Origin of the sequence: Mycobacterium sp. D16Q13 (assembly GCF_002013375.1) — a bacterium.
Lineage (GTDB): Bacteria > Actinomycetota > Actinomycetes > Mycobacteriales > Mycobacteriaceae > Mycobacterium.
Map to the genome: position 1 here is coordinate 352,244 of NZ_MAEW01000010.1, position 20,623 is coordinate 372,866.

16 protein-coding genes are annotated in these 20,623 nt (G+C 64.8%); 8 read left to right on the forward strand and 8 right to left on the reverse strand.

The genetic code is table 11. The annotated features are described in order from the left end of the window. Positions 1-205 precede the first annotated feature (205 nt). Together B4400_RS12785 and gltB are read right to left on the reverse strand one after the other, a co-directional pair. Positions 206-1,672 (reverse strand): glutamate synthase subunit beta, encoded by a 1,467-nt coding sequence (locus tag B4400_RS12785; RefSeq protein ID WP_078311415.1) that lies wholly within the window; start codon positions 1,670-1,672, stop codon positions 206-208. Next, positions 1,665-6,257 (reverse strand): glutamate synthase large subunit, encoded by a 4,593-nt coding sequence (gene gltB / locus B4400_RS12790; RefSeq protein ID WP_078311416.1) that lies wholly within the window; start codon positions 6,255-6,257, stop codon positions 1,665-1,667. The genes B4400_RS12785 and gltB overlap by 8 nt, the downstream gene beginning before the upstream one ends. A 449-nt stretch (positions 6,258-6,706) precedes the next feature. Here gltB and B4400_RS12800 point away from each other — a divergent pair, with 449 nt between their 5' ends. From B4400_RS12800 to phoA, 4 genes are all read left to right on the forward strand, one after another. Continuing rightward, positions 6,707-7,543 carry an SDR family NAD(P)-dependent oxidoreductase gene (locus tag B4400_RS12800; RefSeq protein ID WP_078311418.1) on the forward strand — a complete coding sequence of 279 codons (837 nt, stop codon included), beginning with the start codon at positions 6,707-6,709 and terminating at the stop codon, positions 7,541-7,543. 9 nt (positions 7,544-7,552) lie between these two features. Continuing rightward, positions 7,553-8,470, forward strand: coding sequence for a metal-dependent hydrolase (locus B4400_RS12805; protein ID WP_078311419.1), 918 nt, complete (start codon positions 7,553-7,555; stop codon positions 8,468-8,470). After that, positions 8,470-9,609 carry a PDR/VanB family oxidoreductase gene (locus B4400_RS12810; protein WP_078311420.1) on the forward strand — a complete coding sequence of 380 codons (1,140 nt, stop codon included), beginning with the start codon at positions 8,470-8,472 and terminating at the stop codon, positions 9,607-9,609. Before B4400_RS12805 ends, B4400_RS12810 begins: the two co-directional genes overlap by 1 nt. A gap of 126 nt (positions 9,610-9,735) precedes the next feature. After that, the gene (phoA, locus tag B4400_RS12815) at positions 9,736-11,295 is read left to right on the forward strand and encodes an alkaline phosphatase (protein ID WP_078311462.1); all 1,560 of its coding nucleotides are present in this window, start codon (positions 9,736-9,738) and stop codon (positions 11,293-11,295) included. 130 nt (positions 11,296-11,425) lie between these two features. On the opposite strand, the gene B4400_RS12820 is transcribed toward phoA, so the two are convergent. Continuing rightward, positions 11,426-12,358: a TauD/TfdA dioxygenase family protein gene (locus tag B4400_RS12820; protein ID WP_078311421.1), complete on the reverse strand. Its 933-nt coding sequence runs from the start codon at positions 12,356-12,358 to the stop codon at positions 11,426-11,428. 71 nt (positions 12,359-12,429) lie between these two features. Here B4400_RS12820 and B4400_RS12825 point away from each other — a divergent pair, with 71 nt between their 5' ends. Then, a complete protein-coding gene (locus B4400_RS12825; RefSeq protein ID WP_078311422.1) occupies positions 12,430-12,990 on the forward strand; it encodes a TetR/AcrR family transcriptional regulator in 561 nt (186 codons plus the stop codon). Between the two features lie 84 nt (positions 12,991-13,074). On the opposite strand, the gene B4400_RS12830 is transcribed toward B4400_RS12825, so the two are convergent. Continuing rightward, the gene (locus tag B4400_RS12830; protein ID WP_078311423.1) at positions 13,075-14,154 is read right to left on the reverse strand and encodes a DUF1254 domain-containing protein; all 1,080 of its coding nucleotides are present in this window, start codon (positions 14,152-14,154) and stop codon (positions 13,075-13,077) included. 42 nt (positions 14,155-14,196) lie between these two features. Continuing rightward, a complete protein-coding gene (locus tag B4400_RS12835) occupies positions 14,197-14,631 on the reverse strand; it encodes a MarR family winged helix-turn-helix transcriptional regulator (protein ID WP_078311424.1) in 435 nt (144 codons plus the stop codon). An 86-nt stretch (positions 14,632-14,717) separates the two neighbouring features. Here B4400_RS12835 and B4400_RS12840 point away from each other — a divergent pair, with 86 nt between their 5' ends. Next, positions 14,718-15,407 (forward strand): PadR family transcriptional regulator, encoded by a 690-nt coding sequence (locus tag B4400_RS12840; RefSeq protein WP_078311425.1) that lies wholly within the window; start codon positions 14,718-14,720, stop codon positions 15,405-15,407. Between the two features lie 3 nt (positions 15,408-15,410). On the opposite strand, the gene B4400_RS12845 is transcribed toward B4400_RS12840, so the two are convergent. Next, positions 15,411-17,114, reverse strand: coding sequence for a 3-ketosteroid-delta-1-dehydrogenase (locus tag B4400_RS12845; RefSeq protein ID WP_078311426.1), 1,704 nt, complete (start codon positions 17,112-17,114; stop codon positions 15,411-15,413). 172 nt (positions 17,115-17,286) lie between these two features. On the opposite strand from B4400_RS12845, the gene B4400_RS12850 reads away from it, so the two are divergent. Then, positions 17,287-18,441 carry a 3-ketosteroid-9-alpha-monooxygenase, oxygenase component gene (locus B4400_RS12850; protein ID WP_078311427.1) on the forward strand — a complete coding sequence of 385 codons (1,155 nt, stop codon included), beginning with the start codon at positions 17,287-17,289 and terminating at the stop codon, positions 18,439-18,441. After that, positions 18,438-18,695: a ferredoxin gene (locus B4400_RS12855; protein ID WP_078311428.1), complete on the forward strand. Its 258-nt coding sequence runs from the start codon at positions 18,438-18,440 to the stop codon at positions 18,693-18,695. Before B4400_RS12850 ends, B4400_RS12855 begins: the two co-directional genes overlap by 4 nt. Here the strand turns inward: B4400_RS12855 and lipP1 are convergent. After that, entirely contained in the window at positions 18,692-19,612 is a 921-nt protein-coding gene (gene lipP1, locus B4400_RS12860) for a LipP1 family hormone-sensitive lipase (RefSeq protein WP_078311429.1), read from the reverse strand. The two genes, B4400_RS12855 and lipP1, sit on opposite strands and share 4 nt — an antisense overlap. Further along, the gene (locus B4400_RS12865; protein ID WP_078311463.1) at positions 19,609-20,469 is read right to left on the reverse strand and encodes an IclR family transcriptional regulator; all 861 of its coding nucleotides are present in this window, start codon (positions 20,467-20,469) and stop codon (positions 19,609-19,611) included. The genes lipP1 and B4400_RS12865 overlap by 4 nt, the downstream gene beginning before the upstream one ends. Positions 20,470-20,623: the final 154 nt, after the last annotated feature.

A 20,623-nucleotide genomic window follows, 5' to 3' on the forward strand; every position in this document is an offset into this window, starting at 1 on the left:
TTCGGCCAACCCATGTCTTCGTAACGGGCGTGTTGGGCACGAGAACATCTCCTGCGTCGGCAAGCTTTCAGAACCGGTCAGTAGCATAACGCAAATCCGGGCCTAGATCACGTGCCTCACCGGGGTGAGGCAAACATGTCGGCCGACACGGAGTGAAACTTTCCGGAGCTACCGATGCTGTCGGGCCTGGCAACAGCCCCGAGTGTCAGCGCTGCGGCGCGGCGGTCGGCTTGATCGGCGCGGGCAGCGCCGTCTCACCGGTCAGGTAGGTGTCCACCGCGGCGGCCGCGGAGCGCCCTTCGGCAATCGCCCACACAATCAGCGACTGGCCACGGCCCATGTCACCCGCCACGAACACGCCGTCAACGGACGTCGCGTACGCGCCATCGCGCGCCACGTTGCCACGCTCGGTGAGTTCCACTCCCAGGCTCTCCAGCAGGCCAGGCTTCTCCGGCCCCACGAATCCCATGGCGAGGAAGACGATGTCCGCCTCGAGCTCGAAGTCCGAGCCCTCGACCTTCTCGAACTTGCCGGCGTTGAAGACAACCTCATGGGCACGCAGACCGGTCACCTTGCCGTCTTCGCCAAGGAACCGCTCGGTGTTGACGGCGTAGATTCGCTCGCCGCCCTCTTCGTGGGCCGAGGCCACCCGGAACAGCGTCGGGTAGGTGGGCCACGGGTCGCGCTCGGACCGGATCTCCGGCGGTCTGGGCATGATCTCGAACTGCTGGATGCTCGCCGCACCCTGCCGGTGGGCGGTGCCCAGGCAGTCAGCCCCGGTATCGCCGCCGCCAATGATGATGACGCGCTTACCCTTTGCGGTGATGGGGGGCTGGCCGTTCTCGTCCAGCACGTCATCGCCCAGTTGCACCTTGTTGGCCCACGGCAGGTATTCCATGGCCTGGTAGATGCCCTCGAGCTCACGGCCCGGAACTGGCAGGTCGCGCCAGGCAGTCGCCCCGCCCGCGAGGACTACCGCATCGAAGTTCGAGCGGAGGTCCTCCGCTGTCACATCAACTCCGACGTTCACGCCGGCCTCGAAAACCGTGCCCTCGGCCCGCATCTGGTCCAGGCGCCGGTCGATGTGACGCTTTTCCATCTTGAACTCGGGAATGCCATATCGCAGCAGACCGCCGATGCGGTCGGCCCGCTCGTACACGGTGACATCGTGCCCGGCGCGGGTGAGCTGCTGGGCAGCGGCCAGTCCGGCCGGACCCGAGCCGACGACGGCAACCTTCTTGCCGGTCTTCACCTCGGACGGAATGGGCCTGACCCAGTCGTTCTCGAAGGCGTTGTCAATCAGCTCGACCTCGACCTGCTTGATGGTCACCGGATCCTGGTTGATGCCCAGCACGCACGATGCCTCACACGGCGCGGGGCAGAGCCGGCCGGTGAACTCGGGGAAGTTGTTGGTGGCGTGCAGCCGCTCGATGGCCTCACGCCAGTTCCCGCGGTACACCATGTCGTTCCACTCGGGAATCAAGTTGCCCAGCGGGCAGCCCTTGTGGCAGAACGGGATCCCGCAGTCCATGCAGCGCGACGCCTGTGTCTGCAGGGCCTTGTGCTCGAAGTCTTCGTAGACCTCTTTCCAGTCGAGCAACCGTAACGGCACAGGACGCCGCTTCGGCAGTTCGCGGGTGGTGTGGGTCAGAAAGCCGCTTGGGTCACCCACGAGCTGCCGCCATGATCGCTTCGTTCACATCGCCTCCGGTCAGCTCCGCGTCGGCGATAGCCTCGAGCACGCGACGGTAGTCGCGGGGCATCACCTTGACGAAGGAGTCGCTCTGGCCGCTCCAGTCGGCCAGAATGCGTTGTCCGACAGTAGAGTCGGTCGCCGCCACATGCTTTTCGATCAGACTGCGCAGCACCTGCTCATCGTCAGGGTCCAACGCATCCACATCGACCATCTCATCGTTGAGGTTGTCCACCAGCTGCTTGGCCGGGTCGTACACGTACGCCACACCACCCGACATACCCGCGGCGAAGTTACGCCCCGTCGGGCCGAGCACCACCACGGTGCCACCGGTCATGTACTCACACCCGTGATCGCCTACACCCTCGACGACAGCGGACGCACCCGAGTTACGCACCGCGAACCGCTCCCCCACCAGTCCGTTGAGGAAGGCCTCGCCGCTGGTGGCGCCGAACAAGATGACGTTTCCGCCGATGATGTTCTTCTCGGCCTCGAAGTCGGCCGGTGCCTCTCGCGAGGGCCGCACCGCGATGTGTCCTCCGGACAGGCCCTTGCCCACGTAGTCGTTGGCATCGCCGAACAACCGCAGCGTGATGCCTCGCGGGACGAACGCGCCGAAGCTGTTACCCGCCGAGCCGGTGAAGGTGATGTCGATGGTGTCGTCCGGGAGGCCCTCGCCGCCGTAGACCTTGGTGACCTCGTGACCAAGCATGGTGCCCACGGTCCGGTTGACGTTGGTGATCAGCGTCTCGAACTTCACCGGAGTACCGCGATCGAGCGCCTCCCGGCTCATCACGATCAGCTGCTGGTCCAGCGCCTTCTCCAGGCCGTGGTCCTGCGAACCGCTGCAGTACAGGTCCTGGTTCATGAATGCCGATTCCGGCTCCGTCAGCACCGGAGTCAGGTCGATCTTGCTGGCCTTCCAGTGCGCTATCGCCTTTTCGGTGTCCAGCGCGGCGACCTGGCCCACTGCCTCGTTGACGGTGCGGAAACCGAGCTCTGCCATCAACTCCCGAACTTCCTCGGCGATGAACAGGAAGAAGTTCTCCACGAACTCCGGCTTGCCGTTGAACCGCTCGCGCAGCACCGGATTCTGGGTGGCCACACCCACCGGGCAGGTGTCCAGGTGGCAGACACGCATCATGATGCAGCCCGAGACCACCAGGGGAGCCGTCGCGAAACCGAATTCTTCGCCGCCGAGCAGCATCGCGATCATGACGTCGCGGCCGGTCTTGAGCTGACCATCGACCTGCACGACGATGCGATCACGCAGACCGTTGAGCAACAGCGTCTGCTGTGTCTCGGCCAGCCCCAGCTCCCACGGCGCACCGGCATGTTTCATGGAGGTCAGCGGGGTGGCGCCCGTTCCGCCGTCATGTCCGGAGATGAGCACCACGTCGGCGTGGGCCTTCGAAACGCCCGTGGCGACAGTGCCCACACCGTTCTCCGACACCAGCTTCACGTGGATACGCGCCTGCGGGTTGGAGTTCTTCAGGTCGTGGATCAGCTGCGCCAGATCTTCGATCGAGTAGATGTCGTGGTGCGGCGGCGGGGAGATGAGTCCCACGCCAGGTGTCGAGTGCCGCACCTCGGCAACCCACGGGTACACCTTGTGCGCGGGCAGCTGACCGCCCTCACCTGGCTTGGCGCCCTGCGCCATCTTGATCTGGATATCGGTGCAGTTGCTCAGGTAGTGCGAGGTGACACCGAACCGGCCGGAGGCCACCTGCTTGACCGCACTGCGCCGCCAGTCGCCGTTCTCGTCGGGGGTGAACCGTCGCGGATCCTCGCCGCCCTCGCCGGAGTTCGACCGGCCGCCCAAGCGATTCATGGCGATTGCCAGGGTCTCGTGTGCCTCGGCGGAGATCGAGCCGAAGCTCATCGCACCAGTCGAGAAGCGCTTGACGATCTCGCTGGCGGGCTCCACCTCGTCGATGGAAATCGACGGACGCCCGCTGTCTTCGGGGGTCTTGAACTTCAGCAGACCGCGCAGGGAGGCCATCCGCTCGCTCTGGTCGTCGACCAGAGCGGTGTACTCCTTGAACACCGAGTACTGGCCGGTCCGGGTGGAGTGCTGCAGCTTGAAAACGGTGTCGGGGTTGAACAGGTGGTACTCACCCTCGCGGCGCCACTGATACTCGCCGCCGACCTCCAGTTCCCGGTGCGCCCATTCTTCGGGGCGCTCCAGGAAGGCCAGGTGGTGGCGCGAGGCGACATCGGCAGCGATCTCGTCCAGGCCAATACCGCCTGTGGGGCAAGACAGTCCGATGAAGTATTCGTTCAGAAGCTCCTGCGACAGGCCGATGGCCTGGAACAGCTGGGCACCCGTGTAGGAGGCCAGTGTGGAGATGCCCATCTTGGACATGACCTTGAGCACGCCCTTGCCCGCGGCCTTGATGTAGTTGCGGATCGCCTTGTCGCGCTCCACACCCGAGATCATGCCGCGGTCTATCAGGTCCTCGATGGACTCGAAAGCCATGTAGGGGTTGACGGCAGCCGCACCGAAACCGACCAGCGCCGCCACATGGTGGACCTCGCGGGCGTCCCCGGCCTCGACGACGAGCCCGACCTTGGTGCGGGACCGTTCACGCACGAGGTGGTGGTGCACCGCCGCAACAGCCAAAAGCGAAGGGATGGGCGCCATCTGGTCGTCCGACTCGCGGTCGGACAGGATGATGACCTGTGCGCCGTCGGCGATGGCGGCGGAAACCTCCGCACGCACCGACTCGAGCGCGGTCCGCAACCCGGCGCCCCCTTCGGCGACGGGGTACAGGCAGCGGATCACGCGGCTGGAGAATCCATGCGGCCGACCGTTGACCTGATCCAGCGGATCAAGGTGGATGAGCTTGTCCAGCTCGTCGTTGTGCAGCACCGGCTGCGGCAGCAGGATCTGGTGGCACGACTCAGCGGTCGGGTGCAGCAGATCGCCCTCGGGGCCGATCACACCGCCGAGACTGGTGACGACCTCCTCACGAATGGCATCCAGTGGCGGGTTGGTGACCTGCGCGAAAAGCTGCTGGAAGTAGTCGAACAACATCCGGGAACGGTTGGACAGCACCGCGATCGGGGTGTCGGTGCCCATCGACCCGAGGGCCTCGGCACCCGTGCGGGCCATCGGCGCGACCAGGAGGTTGATCTCCTCGTAGGTGTATCCAAATACCTGCTGGCGCAACACGATCCGGTCGTGCGGCATGTGCTGGTGCGGCCGGTCAAGCAGCTGCTCCATGCGCACCAGACCTTCATCGATCCACTGCTGGTACGGCTCTGCCGCGGCGAGCTCCGCCTTGACCTCTTCATCAGAGACGATGCGGCCCTGGGTGGTGTCCACCAGGAACATGCGGCCGGGCTGCAGGCGGGTGCGCTGCACCACGGTGGACGGGTCCAGATCGAGCACGCCCGCCTCGGAGGCCATCACGACGAGTCCGTCGGTGGTCACCCAAACACGGCCCGGCCGTAAGCCGTTGCGATCGAGCACGGCGCCCACGATGGTGCCGTCGGTAAAGCAGACCGAGGCCGGCCCGTCCCAGGGCTCCATGAGAGAGGCGTGGTACTCGTAGAAGGCGCGCCGCTGCGGGTCCATGGACTCATGCCGTTCCCACGCCTCGGGAATCATCATCAGCACCGCATGGTGCAAGGGGCGGCCACCCAGGTGCAGCAGCTCCAGTGCCTCGTCGAACCGCGCCGTGTCCGAGGCACCGCGCGTACAGATAGGGAAGATCTTGTCGAGCTGAGCGGGATCACCGAAAACGTCGGTCTTGATGAGCGCCTCGCGGGCCCGCATCCAGTTCTCGTTGCCTGCGACAGTGTTGATCTCACCGTTGTGTGCCACCCGGCGGTAGGGATGGGCGAGCGGCCAGGATGGGAAGGTGTTGGTGGAGAACCGCGAGTGCACGATGCCCAGTGCGCTCTCGACCCGCTCGTCCTGTAGATCGAGGTAGAACGCCCGCAGCTGCGGCGTGGTCAGCATGCCCTTGTACACAAAGGTGCGACCGGAAAGGCTTGGGAAATAGACGGTTTCCTCACCGAGGCTGCCCCGGCCGGAACCCTGGTTACCCAGCTCGTGCTCGATGCGCTTGCGCACCACGTAGACGCGCCGTTCCAGATCGATGCCCGAGGCACCAGAGATGAACAGCTGCCGGAAGGTCGGCATGGCGTCGCGGGCGAGGGCACCCAGCGATGAGTCGTCGTGAGGAACCTCACGCCAACCCAGAACGGTCAAACCTTCTGCCTCGACGATCTTCTCGACGGCTTCGCACGCGGCGGCGGCGTCCTTGGACCCCTGGGGCAGAAAGGCGATTCCGGAGGCATAGCTGCCCTCGGCGGGCAACTCGAACTCCACAACGGCACGGAAGAACTTGTCCGGGATCTGCAGCATGATTCCGGCGCCGTCACCGCTGTTCGGCTCGGCTCCCGCGGCACCACGGTGCTCCAAGTTCAGCAGTGCGGTGATGGCCTTGTCCACGATGTCGCGGCTGCGCCGGCCGTGCATATCCACGACCATGGCGACACCGCACGCATCGTGCTCGTAGGCCGGGTTATAGAGCCCGGTCGCGGGGTGTGGCATGGCTGCTCGTCTCGTCTCCAGGGCCTAGCCAAGCGCATCACTTGGATGCGCCCGTCAATGCCCTCCTCGAAGGTGCCTCACAGACCTTCACCAGGGGTGGTGACGAAGGCCCGTTGGCCCTTGTCCGTAGCGTCCTTCTCGGCCGTCTGCTGGGTGTGCTCGCGGTGACGATGAGGCACCCACCGGACACCTTTGACCAGCGGATCTCGTGCCCCGACGCGACAAGTAATCAAAACGATATGTCAGGAACCCCGGTAGACGCCAACTCGGGTGGTTAGATGGCGCGACACCTCGCAGCGTCATTCTCTCAACGCGTAGGTCAACGCCCGTTTCCACGACAAACGCTGGTGAACCCCGTATTGAACATCACGCCTTTTTCTGTGCACCCGCAGTGATTTACAATCTCCTCCATCACGTAAGCGCAGTGGTGCGCAGGATTCGGAGGATGCATGACATCCGGCAGTGCCCAGCGCAACAGCCTGGTGGTGGTGACCGGTGGCGGAAGCGGCATCGGCCGCGAAACGGCACTGGCCTTTGCCCGCCAGAGCGCCCGCGTCGTCGTCGCCGATATCAACCTCGACACCGCCAATGAGACGGTCGGGCTCGTCGAAAAGCTGGGCGGCACCGCCTACCCCTACGCCCTGGACGTCGCCGACGAGAGCGCCGTCACCGCCTTCGCCGACGAGGTGTGCAGTGCCCACGGCGTGCCGGATGTCCTGATCAACAATGCCGGCATCGGCCAGGCCGGCCGATTCTTCGACACCCCGTCCGCGGACTTCCAGCGAGTGCTCAACATCAACTTGGGCGGAGTCGTCTACGGCTGCCGCGCCTTCGGGCCACGGATGGCCGAGCGCAAGAGCGGCCATATCGTCAACATCTCCAGTGCCGCCGCGTACACGCCGATCCCCGAGATGGGCGCCTACGCAACCAGCAAGGCGGCTGTGTTCATGTTCTCCGACGTGCTGCGTGGCGAGCTCGGCCGCGACAAGGTCAAGGTGAGCACCATCTGCCCGGGCATCGTCAACACGAACATCATTCGTACCACGCAGTTTTCGGGCCTGTCGTCCGAAGACGAAGCGCATCGTCAGCGGCAGGGCGCTGGGCTGTACGCCAAGCGCGGATACGGCCCCGAGAAGGTCGCCAGGGAGATCGTCAACGCCGTCACCAAGGGCAAGTCGGTCGTCCCGGTAACCCCGGAAGCACATGTGCAGTACCACCTCAGCCGCCTGGCCCCAGCGCTGAACCGGTTCTTCTGGGGCAACCTTGGCAACAAGCTCAACAAATAGGAGGACATCATGGCGCGCAATACAACTGAGGCCACTGGCCTGCACGTCGTACCGACCGAGCCCGGCGAGGTCGTACTGCGGCCGCGCAATGTCCAGTTCGACACGAGCCACACCCCGCTGCACTGGATTCCCAATGAGCCCATCGTCTCGCACTTCATTTCTGCCTTCAATCTGCTTCTGCCGGAAGGGGAACGGGCCTTCGTAGACACCTTCACCCGTGCGCTGCCGTACGTGAAGGACGACAAGATCCGGGAAGCGATGATCGGATTCATGGGTCAGGAGGCCGTGCACGCCGAGACCCACAGCAAGGTGCTGGGCGACTTCCTGGAGAAGAACGGCATCAACGTCGCGCCCGCGATCACCCAGATCGAATACATCACCCACATGCTGGAGCGCACCAACGAGCTGCGCAGCGAGAAGCTCCGCTACCGGGTGATGGTGGAGAAGCTGGCCCTCATCGCGGGTATCGAACACTTCACCGCCGTGCTGGGCGACTGGGTGCTGAACCACCCCTTCGAGAAGTTCAATGCCGACGCGGAGATGGTGGACCTGTTCCGCTGGCACGGCGCCGAGGAGGTCGAGCACCGCAGCGTCGCATACGACGTCGCCCGGTACTTCCAGATCCGTCGCGGGCACATGATGCTGACCTTCGTGCTGGCCACCCTGCTGCTCGTCGGAGTGATGCTGCGTTACACCAAGTTCTTGGTGCGGCAGGACCCGTCGCTGCCCAACTACGGCGTCTTCGGTGTGCTGCGGCAGATGAACAAGGCCATGAAGCGGGGAGCGTTCCTGCGGTGGCGTGAGCTGGCCAAGTCGGCGATGGAGTTCATGCGTCCGGGCTTCTCCCCCGACCAGGTGGGCAGCACGGCACAGGCGGTGGCATACCTGAGTACGTCACCCGCCGCGAAGGCCGCGGCCGGCTACTGATGTTCGATCGCTTTCGCCGCACGCCGCAGCCCACCCCCCAGCGCAAGCGTCCCTCGCTGCCGCCCACGCTGTACGGCACTCTGCCGGTTTCACCCACCATCGCGCTCGGCACCGCGCTGTTCCCGATCGCGGTCCGGGCCATCGGCGCCCTGCTGATTCTCAAGAAGCCACCCGAGAATCACGTCGACCGGACGCTGACGCTGGTCGTGAAGGACCGCTGGATCGAGGCCAAGGACCAGGACGTGGCCAGCCTTGTCCTGGCCGCGCCCGACGGGGAGCGACTCCCACCCTGGCATCCCGGTGCCCACCTGGATCTGCTGCTGCCTTCGGGCAGGATGCGGCAGTACTCGCTGTGCGGTGACGTCTCGGATCCCTTCCACTACCGCATCGCCGTGCGTCGTATCCCCGAAGGCGGCGGTGGCTCCATCGAGGTGCACGACGCGCTTCAGATCGGTTCCACGGTATCCATCTTGGGACCACGCAATGCGTTCCCGCTGGCCATGACCCAGCCCGGGCCGCGCAAGCTGCACTTCGTAGCCGGCGGCATCGGCATCACGCCAATCCTGTCGATGATCGCCTTCGCCGAGCAGCTGGGTAAGCCATGGACCATGGTGTACACAGGCCGGAACCGCGATTCGCTCCCGTTCCTCAACGAGCTCAAGCGATTCGGCGATCGCGTGATCGTGCGAACCGACGATCAGTCAGGCCTGCCCACCGCCGACGACCTGCTGCCCGAGGTGGGCGAGAACGACGCGGTGTACTGCTGTGGTCCCGCTCCGATGCTTGCCGTCCTGCAGCGACGCCTGCTCGAAATGCCCTCGGTGGAGCTGCATTTCGAGCGATTTGCCGCCGCACCTGTGGTGGACGGTCATCCGTTCGAGGTGCAGCTGGGCCCCGGCGGGCCGGTGCTCGAGGTGCCCGCCGATCGCACGGCGCTGGACGTCATCAAGAAACAGCTGCCGCATGTGGCGTATTCATGCCAGCAGGGTTTCTGCGGCACCTGCCGGGCGAACGTGCTCGCGGGCACCGTGGACCATCGGGACCAGATCCTGACCGAATCCCAGCGGGACGAGGGGCAGATCCTGACCTGCGTGTCCCGCGGTGAGGGTCGTCTGGTGCTGGACCTGCCCGCCGAGTAACACCTCTGCACCGAGACCGAGGTTGTGGCGAATGTGTGCGAGACCTATACGCCATAACCTCGGTCGGGGCGGAACGCCTCCGTGTCGGTTCACCGGGCGTTCATCGGCTCACAGGAAACTGTGCCGATGCGCATCTCCCACGCAGCCACGGCTCTCACATCCGCACTGATCCTGGCGCTGGCGCCGTCCGCGGCCGCCGGCCCGCCCTCGGATTCCCCTGAGGTACCCGTCGGCGATATCGCCAAGACCGGTGGCGCCAACCGCACCAAGGGCGGGCGCGACGGCGATAAAGCGGCGGATCTGCGGAATTCGGTGCTGGGCCGCAACGCCAAGAACGTCATCCTGCTGATCGGTGATGGCATGGGGACCTCGGAGATCACCTCGGCGCGCAACTACCAGCACGGCGCGGCCGGGACGCTTCCCGGACTCGACGCGCTGCCGATCACCGGCGAGTACACCACGTTCGCCCTCACCAAGGACGGTCCCGAGAAGGGCAAGCCCGACTACGTGACCGACTCGGCGGCCTCCGGCACCGGATGGGCCACCGGGACCAAGACCTACAACGGCGCCATCTCGGTTGACCTCGACGGCAAGCCGCTGGACACGATCCTGGAGATCGTGCAGAAGCAGGGCTTCGCGACCGGAAACGTCACCACCGCGGAGCTGCAGGACGCCACCCCGGCGGTGCTTACCGCTCATGTCACCGATCGGGACTGCAAGGGCCCCAAGGAAACCTTGGAGAAGTGCGCAGGTAACGCCGTCGACAACGGCGGCAAGGGCTCTATCTCCGAGCAGCTGGTGAGTACCCGCGCAGACATCAGCCTCGGCGGCGGCGGCAAGTACTTCGAGGAGACCATCACCGCCGGCGAGCACAGGGGTAAGACCTCGCTGGATGTCGCCAAGGCCACCGGCTACCAGTTACCCACCACCGCAGGTGATCTCAACAAGGTCAACAACCTCGACAACCCGGTACTGGGAGTGTTCGGCAAGGGCAACCTGCCGGTGCAGTGGGACAAGGTGCCCGCGGCGGTCCCCAACGGCGGCAAGCTGCCCGCGACCACCTGCCAGGCCAACCCCGAGCTGCCCAAGGATCAACCGCAACTCTCCGCGATGACGACTAAAGCCATTGATCTGCTGGTGAACTCGAAGAAGGGCCAGGACAAGGGCTTCTTCCTGCAGGTGGAGTCGGCATCGATCGACAAGCAGGACCACGCGGCCAACATCTGCGGTCAGATCGGCGAGACCATCGCTCTGGACGAGGCGGTCGCTGCCGCCCTGGACTTCGCCCGTAAGGACGGCAACACCCTGGTGATCGTGACCGCCGATCATGGTCACTCCTCGCTCATCGTTCCCGAGGACTTCGACAATCCGACCGCGCTGTCTGTCGCGGTGAAGACTGCCGACGGCGCCACCATGCGGATCATGTACCCCACCGCACCGGAGGGTGAATCGCAGACACACACCGGAACTCAGGTGCGCATCGCGGCTTACGGTCCGGGTGCCGCGAATGTCTCCGGCCTCACCGATCAGACCGACAACTTCAACACGATCGTCGGGGCACTGCTGGGATCCAAGAGCCCCGACGCCTCGAACGGTCCGTCCTGGTGGCTGGCCGGCGGAATTACTGTGGTGGCGGCCGCCGTGGCTGCCGCGGCCGCGTTCGTCCTGGGCAGGCGCCGGGCCTAACTCCGGCGAACATCGGACAGCTAAGCGCAATCTCCGGAGACGCGCGGCTGAACCACGCCACCGAGTGGGAATCTCACGAGGAAATCCGGCCGATTCTCCTCGTGAGATTCCCACTCGGTGGCCAGCAGCCCTAGGCCACCAGCCGCTTCGGGTTGTCGATCACCGAGTAGTCGCTGGCGTCCCCGGCGATTACCCGGCTGCTTTCACCATTGACACCGACCGGCACATCACCGGCAAGCGTCACGCGATGCATCCGGCGCCGCTGATCGCCGTAGTCAGAGACCGCGTAATGCTGGGTGGCCCGGTTGTCCCACATCGCGACATCACCTAGCTCCCAGTTCCATCGAATCGTGTTCTCCAACCAGGTAATCCGATCCTGGAACATTCGGAAGAGCGCCTGCGACTCGCTGACGCTCACGTCCAGGATCCGCTTGACGAAGTTGCCCAGCAGCAGTGCCTTCTCACCCGTCTCTGGGTGCACCCGGACCACCGGATGATGCGCCTCGAAATGTGTCGCCCCGAACTCGCGCACATACTTGGATCCGGACCCCGCCTTGGCCAGCAGCTCCGCGACCTTGGCGGGATCAACCTGGGCGTAATCGAATTGGTTGTTGTGCATGGCCCACAGATTGTCTGCCAGCTCCTGCAAGGCCCTGGGCAGCTGCCGGTAGGCCGCGACCGTCGAGGTCCAGGTGGTGGTTCCGCCGTACGGTGGCAATTCGACCGCCCGCAGGATCGACGCCTTGGGAATCCGGTCCACGAAGGTGACATCGGTATGCCACTGGTTGGCGCGGCCACCCTCCTCCGAGTCGAGCCGCATGACGCGTTCACCGTCGAACTTGAGCGTGGGATGCGCAGACGTCGGCGCGCCCATGCACCGGGCGAACGCGAATTGCGCCTCGTCATCGAGGTGATGCTGGCGGCGAAAGAAGATCACCTTGTGCTCCAGCATCGCCTGGTTGATGGCGGCCGCGGTCTCGGCATCCACCTCTCCGAGACGTACGCCCTCGATGCGGGCGCCGATGTTCTCGCCTAGCTTCACCACGTTGAAATCGCTGCTCATGGCCCTTTCCTTCTGTTCGACGCGTTAGTGTAGTCAATTGACTACACCTGGTCATCCGCTACTGTACACACATGACTACATCGGAGGCAACGGATGCCAAACCCGTCGGCAAGGAGGAGGTCGTGGAGGCCGTCCTGAATGCCGCCTCTGAGCTCTTCGCCGAGAAGGGGCCGACGGCGACGTCCATCCGGGAGGTCGCCACGCGCGCGGGTGTGAACCACGGTCTGGTGCACCGCCACTTCGGAAGCAAGCGTCAGCTGTTGGCGGACACCTTGCAGCACCTGGCCGATGCCGCAGCGACCTTGCGGGAGGCGGGGGCGCCCCGCGAAGAGCTGGAGGCGGCACACGATCTACAGCTGCGCGTCATGGTCCGCTCCACTCTCGACGGCTTCCCCATCGAAGAACTGCAAGAACGTAAACCCGGCATGGAATGGCTGCTCGAACAGATCCGTCCTGCCCACGCCGACGATCGGGAGGCGCGGCTGGCCGGGGCCCACTCGATTGCGCTACAGCTTGGCTGGCGCCTGATGGGCCCCACCCTGCGAGCCGGTTTCGGCCTCGACGACATGTCCGACGCCGACATCCGATCCGAGATTGCTCAACAGATCGCGAAATTCGTTAACCCACAATAGAAACGGCGCTAGCCCAGTTCGAGCAGTGCGGCTCCGATCCTCGTCAGTGCCGTGTCAACGGACGTGATCTTGCGAAGATGTGGGCTACCCGACGGGCCGCGCCTCAGGGAACATCCACCGGCCGTCGAGAATCTGCGGCTGCGCGCGATACAGCCTGACCGCGTAGTTCCACCCCGGCGTGATCGGCAGGCAGTTCACCGTGGTGTCCGTGCATCCCCCGAACTGCACGGTGGTGTTGCCGCCGGCATCCCGCTGTGCGGTGACGTTGTTGAACGAGTAGGCATTCCGCGCATTTGGCGTGAAGTACCCGTCCTCGTTGTAGACGGTGACCGACCAGAATCCGTCAACCGGCACCTGTCCCACGGTGAGCCGGTACACCGTAGCTCCGTCGTTCTTGGTGGGATTCACCGTGAGATAGAGGGCATCCTTCTCGGGGTTCCCGCCCCAGGCCGATGCGGTGCCGATGAGATGACGCACGGGGTCCGTGTCGTCTCTGGTGCCAAAAGTTGCCTTGGTATCAGGAAGCGTCGCGGCGAGCTGGAGCAGACCGTCGCGCACCTTCTGCTGACTTACGCTGTCCCACTTGGGCACAACGAACTCTCCCGTGCGATCTTGCCGTGCCGTGACGGCGTCCTGCAGGGCGTGGACCTGTGCGAGGTCCGCTGGATCGGCCGGATTCACCAACGTCCGCACCGCCGCGGCAACGTAGCGAGTACCGGTCTGCTCCCTGGTGATGGTGTGCTCGCCCTTGCCGTAGAAGACCGCCTGCACATAGTGGTCTTCGGTGATGAGCTGCAGCGACATGAACCGCTGTCCCGGATCGGGCGTCGAGATGGTGACCGGCCCCGCATCCAGGTCGAACACCGCCGACGAATAGAGCGTGTCGCGGTTCTGCCGGATGACCAGCTGCCTATCGAGTGGAGCCAATTCGCGGATGTGATGGAAGGAACCAAAACCGCCGTCCTTCACAATGTTCCCGAAGTACCGGTCCGTCTCCGCGCGCACGAAATTGTCCGGGGTGACGATGATGGCGCCCTCTGCGGTACGCCGCTCTGGGGACGGTGCGCTCGACGCGCCAGAAGGAACCACTGACGGTGGTGCCGTGGAGCACCCCGCGAGCGCTGCCGATACTCCAACCACCACACCTGCCGCGAGCCTCTTCATAGCACCGAAACTACCCGCTCGCATTCCCGCCGGACGCTCGGTTCAGCAGCTCGTCGCATCCTCACCCGCGATATCGCGCAGGGTTTGGAAGAAGTCGCTGCGCTGCTGTGACGAGATACCCGACAGCAACCGCTCTTCGGCCTCTTGCGCCAGCACGTCTGCCTGCTTGAGCAAGGCGGCACCGGACCGGCTCAGCTGTGCCGGGCGGGCGCGGCCGGAGTCGACGGTGTCCGGCCGGGACACCAAACCGGCGTCCTGTAGCGCCTGCAGAACGGTGTTCATCGACTGCGGCGTGACATCCGTCGCGCGGGCCAGATCCGCATTGGACCAGCCGGGATTCTTGGACAGCACCCTCATGCAGACGTACTGCGGGAATGGCAGATTCAGGGGCGCCAACGCCGCGGCGAGCTCTGAACGCAAGGCCGCCGACACGCGGTATACCAATGCTCCGAGAGGTTGCCACTCCTGCTGATCCATATCAGTGATGTTGACACAGTTACCATCGTCCTGCTGAGCGGCCCCGGAGCACCCTCGCCGGCACGTCGCGTTGCTACCCTTGACCGATGGCAGCAACAAGTTCGCCCGACGAACCGAATCTTGCTGCCACCAGCTGGACCATCCTCGGCATGCTCTCCTACGAGGAAGAGGTCTCCGGTTATGACATCAAGAAGTGGGCAGACTGGAGTATCAGCTACTTCTACTGGAGCCCTTCCTTCAGCCAGATCTATTCGGAGCTGAGGAAATTGGAGAAGATCGGGTACGCCACCTCCCGGCTGGATCACGACAATGGCGCCCGCAGCCGTCGGCTGTACAAGATCACCGCGGCGGGCATGGCGGCCATGAGCCAGTGGGCCAATGAAACTCCCGCCGAGCCACAGGTGCTCAAACACAGTGTGGTGCTGCGCGTCATGCAGGGACATTTGACCGATCCGGCGAGGCTCAAGGAGATTCTCGAACGGCATGTCGAGTACTCCGAAAACATGCAGCGGCGTGCGGCACTGGATGCGGACGGCGCCGCGGCCCAGCCCGCCTGGGCGTACTCACGCGTGGCGCTCAAGTGGGCCGAGCGCTACTACGCGGCCGAGCGCGATCTCGCGCTGATGATGATCGACGATCTTGCCGAGGCCGCCGAGGAATTCGACACCGCCGATCCGGATGGCGGAACGCCTCGTCTTGTCCCTGGCTACTGGCGCGAGGTCGAAAAACAGGTGGACGCCGAAAAGCTTTCTAAGCAACAAGATTCGCCAGCGTAGTCACTACATCGCCGCATCCTGTGCGGCGATGTAGCCATACACCAGCCCCTGCGCGATCGTTGCCCCAGCACCCGGATACGTGGCACCGAAGGCGTTGGCGGCCGTGTTGCCAATCGCATAGAGCCCCTCCATGACGCTACCGTCCTCGCGCAGCACACGGGCACGCTCGTCGGCGCGTAAGCCGCCACAGGTACCCAAGTCGCTGAGCACCATGCGTACCGCATAGAAGGGGCCCGCACGCAGCGGCCGCAAGTTCGGATTCGGGGTCACGGTCGGGTCGCCGTAGTACCGGTCGTACACGCTGCGGCCCCGCTGGAAGTCGATATCGTCACCGGCCGTCGCCGATTCATTGAATCGCCTTACAGTGGACAGGAATTCGTCCTTCGGGACTTCTATCATCGATGCCAGCGCGGCCAAACTATCGGCGCGATGCGCAATGCCGGCCTCGAACCAGGTTGACGGTATGGGCATGCGCGGATAGAGCTGGCCCGCAAAGACATAGCTGTTGCGATACTGCTGGTCGAAGATGATCCACATCGATTCCACCGGGTCACCAGAGCCTTCTCGCTCTAGCACGCGCTGCCCAAACGACATGTAATCGGTGGCCTCGTTGATGAAGCGCCTTCCGGTGTGGTCGACGATGAACGACCCCGGTAGCGATCGCTCCGCCAGCATCACCTTCGCGTCGCCTCCAGGCAGTGGCGACACGGCCGGAAACCACCATGCCTGACTCATGGAATCGATCGCTGCACCGCAGTCTTGGCCGATTCTTAGCGCGTCGCCGGTGTTGGTGACGGCACCCAGGCTCATGTTCTCTCCCAGCGCCGCCGACTGGAACTTGTGCCGCATCTCCATGTTGTGGTCAAAGCCGCCGGCCGCGAGCACCACACCGCGGCGGGCGGTCACCGTGATCTCGCGGCCCTCATTGGTGACCACCGCACCGGTGACGCGTGCGCCCTCAGTGACCAGGTGCAGGAGTGGTGTGCCGGTCCAGATCGGGATGCCCATACGCAGCACACCGGCGAACAGCCCCGCCGCCAGTGCCTGGCCACCCGCCAGGTAACGTCGGCCCAGGATCGCCCCACCGACTCCCTGCGCGAGTCGTTTCGCGATGAGCGGCAAGGCTTTACGTGGGAGTCGTGCCATAAGATTCATCCACCGATAGTCGGCGCTGGTGACAGGCATGGGCACCGCAGGTGGTTTCATGACGCCCGGTTGCAGTCGATTTCGGTACGTGCCCAGCACCGACGCATCGAACGGGCGGCATTCACACGTACGTCCGGCCGGGCTGCCACCGGGCTCCTCGGGGTGATAGTCCGCATAGTCCCGACACCAGGTCAAGCGCAGGGGCGTCAGTCGTGTCAGCATCTCGACAGTCGCCGACTCGTACTCAAGGAACCCCTCGCTGCGGGCCTCCGGCGCGCTTCCGGCGACCACCGATCGCAGGTAGGCACGCGCCCGCTCCGGGGTGTCACCCGTCCCAGCTGCCCGGAGCACCGGACTCGCCGGGAGCCACAGGGCTCCTCCGGAGCGGGCGGTAGACCCACCCACATAGTGCGATTTCTCGACGATCAGTACCGACAATCCACGTTCGGCGGCCGCCAGCGCGGCGGCCATACCTGTCCCGGTTCCGACGACCAGCAGATCGACCTCAGTGTCATCGGCGACGGTTCCGGCCGGGATCAGCCCATGGGGTGCTGACGCCATCTGTGCATACCTCCGTCGAATTCGCATGGACGGCAGCGACGCTATGCCGCTGTACCCGTGCTGTGGCCGCCGATTCCCTCCCAGTGGGACACCAGCTGTGCGGCGACGACCGATGTCCGGTGAGCGGACCAACCCCCTGCTGCGGGCAGAAATTCGCTGTTAGAACGGGTCCATGACGACAGCCCAGTCAGATACCGATCTTGATTCTGTGAAGGTGCGAAGCATCGAGGCGGACACGGCGCCCACCCGGTTCGCCCGCGGTTGGCATTGCCTCGGCCTCATCAAGGACTTCGGAGACGGAAAGCCCCACTCCATCAACGCGTTCGGTCAGAAACTCGTGGTCTTCCGGGGCGCCGGGGGCAAGATCAGCGTCCTGGACGCCTACTGCCGGCACATGGGCGGAGACCTCAGCCAGGGCGAGGTCAAAGGTGACGAGATCGCCTGCCCGTTCCATGATTGGCGCTGGGGTGGCGATGGCCGCTGCAAAAAGGTGCCGTACAGCCGCCGCACCCCCAAGCTGGCACGCACGGCCACCTGGATCACTCTGGAGCAGGACGGCATGTTGTTCATCTGGAATGACCCGCAAGGGAACCCGCCGCCAGAGGATGTCACGATTCCCCGCATCGAAGGCGCCTGCAGTGATGAATGGACCGATTGGCATTGGTACACAACGGTTGTCAACACTAATTGTCGCGAGATCGTCGACAACGTCGTCGATATGGCGCACTTCTTCTACGTGCACGGCGCATTGCCCACATACTTTAAGAACATCTTCGAAGGTCCCGTCGCCACGCAGTACATGAACGGTGGATCCCGGCCGGATGTGCCGAGCCCCGAGGGTGTGGAAATGATCGGGCAGACGTCCGTCGCGTCGTACTACGGGCCCTCGTTCATGATCGACGATCTCACCTACCACTTCGTCGGAGGCGATCAACAATCGATCCTCATCAACTGCCACTATCCGATCGACGCGGATTCCTTTGTGCTGCAGTATGGAATCATCGTCAAGAAGTCCCTTGCGCTACCCGACGAAGCCGCCACCGGCGCCGCTGTCGCACTTGGCGACTGGGTGAAAATCGGATTTGAACAGGACGTGCAGATCTGGAAGAACAAGGCGCGCATCGACAATCCGCTCCTCTGCGAGGAGGACGGTCCCGTGTACCAGCTGCGACGCTGGTATCAGCAGTTCTACGTGGACACCGAGCAGGTGGCTCCTGAAATGACCGACCGGTTCGAGTACGAGGTGGATACCACCCGCCCCGGGGAGGCCTGGAAGGCACAGATAGCGGAGATCCTCGCGGCGATGGCCGGAAGCGCATCATCGTGATCCGCACCGACAACCGTCTGGTGGACTCACCGATGGTGGCGGTGGGCTGTCAGCACTGTGGTGCAGAGGTTTTGGCGCGCAAGAGCAGCTGGCAGCAGACCAGCGTGCAGTGGAATGCCGAGGCCGAAGCACGGTGCCCGCAGCGGCGGGACTGCGCCGGACTATTCCTGGTCTGCTCGGAACTACGCGGTTCGATTCTTGACGCCGCACGCAACGGACGGCTGCCCGTTCTCGCCGAGGAGTACGGCGTCTAAGCAAGCAACTCGTCGACATCGCGGCATAGGCGCTCGATCGCGGCGCCGGCCAAATCCAGGCGCGGCATGGTCATAAACCCGTGAATGGCATTGTCATAGCGCCGGTACCGCACCGGAACCCGGGCCCCCTTGAGCGCCAGCGCATAGGCCTCGCCCTCACTACACGGCGGGTCATAGCGGGCGGTTATCACCACCGCCGGCGGTAGCCGGTTCAGGTCCGCGTGCAGCGGTGCCGCGTAGGGGTGTGTGCGCAGGGCCGGGTCGGGTAGGTATTGGTCCCAGTACCACTGCATCGCGGCGCGGGTGTTGTAGTAGCCGTGCGCGTACTGCCGATACGAAGCGGTGTCGAAATTCGCGTCCAGCACCGGATAGATAAGAATCTGGCCGGCGAGTTCTGGCCCGCCCAAATCGCGCGCCATCAGCGTCGTGACCGCGGCGAGGTTACCGCCGGCACTGTCGCCGCAGACGAGCACACACTCGGGATCACCGCCCAGCGTGCGGGCATTGCGCACCACCCAACACGTGGCCAGGAACATATCCTGCGCCGCCGTCGGCCACCGGTGTTCCGGGGCCCGCCGGTAGTCAACCGACACCACCACCGCGGGCATGTGGTTGGCCAGCCGCCGACACAGTCCGTCATGAGAGTCCATGTCGCAGAACACAAACCCACCACCATGCGCAAAGACGACGGTGGGCAGCGGCCCTGTCGCATCGGGGCGATACACCCGAATCGGTATCTCACCACCGGGCCCGGCGGCACATTCGTCGGTCACCGAGCGCATCCGCACGGGCTCGGCAGGCGGGGCGTATCGGGCACGTATCGCGGCGCGTGCCTGTGCACCCGTCATCTTCTCGACGCGCGGAAAGCCCCTATTCAGTGCCGGAAGCAGTGCCGCGATCTGTGGATCGAGGGTCACGCGTACTGCATCGCGCGCGCGGTCATCTCAGTACGCGCGGGCGAGCACGTGGGGGCCGGGCCACCCCGCAGTGGCCGGATCGGCTGCAGGGTCGGGGCCACCCGGGTCGGACCGTTCTCGACATTGCGCCAGATCCCCATGGCCGTCATCCGCACCGGAGCCACCAGGCGCTGATCGAATGTCATACGCGGCATAGGGCCGGATACCGACACCGCGGCAACCGCGTCGCCGATGCTCCCGATCGGAGCCGCCACGCAGCCAATGCCCTGCTGCAGTTCCTCACGGTCGAAGGCCACGCCGTGACCACGAACCTTGTCCAGCTCCGGGCGCAATTGCGCCGCTGAGCCGATGGAGTAGCGCGTCTTGCGGGCCAGCGCGGTGCAGCCCTCGAGCGTCTCGCCCCCATACGCCAAGATCGCCTTACCGGAGGCCGTACAGTGCGCCGGCTGGCGACCACCGATACGGGTGGCGACCGCGGCGCCCATCCCCACACCGATCTTCTCCAAGTACACGACGTCCGTGCCATCGAGGATCGACAGGTGGACCACCAGGCCGGTGGCGCGATGCAACTCGTGCAGCATCGGCAGCGCCGCCGCGTGCAGCCGATCTTGATGCACCGCGAGGGATCCGAGCTCAACCAATCGCGTGCCCAGCTCATAGTCGCGGCCATCGCGACGCAGCCAGCGCAGCTGCACCAGGCGCTCCAGCATCCGATGCACGGATGAGCGGGGAAGACCCGTACGCCGTACGAGCTGCGCCAGCGTGAGGCGGCCCGGGCCGTCGAAGGCGTCCAACAGCAGCGATACCCGATCGATCACAGCGCTTGGAGTGGCCGGCTCGGCGGTAGTGGTTGTCATGGTGCCCTCCCACGGCGTTGGGGTCTCGGTCACATATGACTATTAGTCATATGCCTGTTTGTATCATGAGTGTGTCGGCCGACACAACCCCGGCATGCCCCGAAAACGCGAACAGACGCTCGGTGCCTGTGCACCGAGCGTCTGTTTCGCCAGA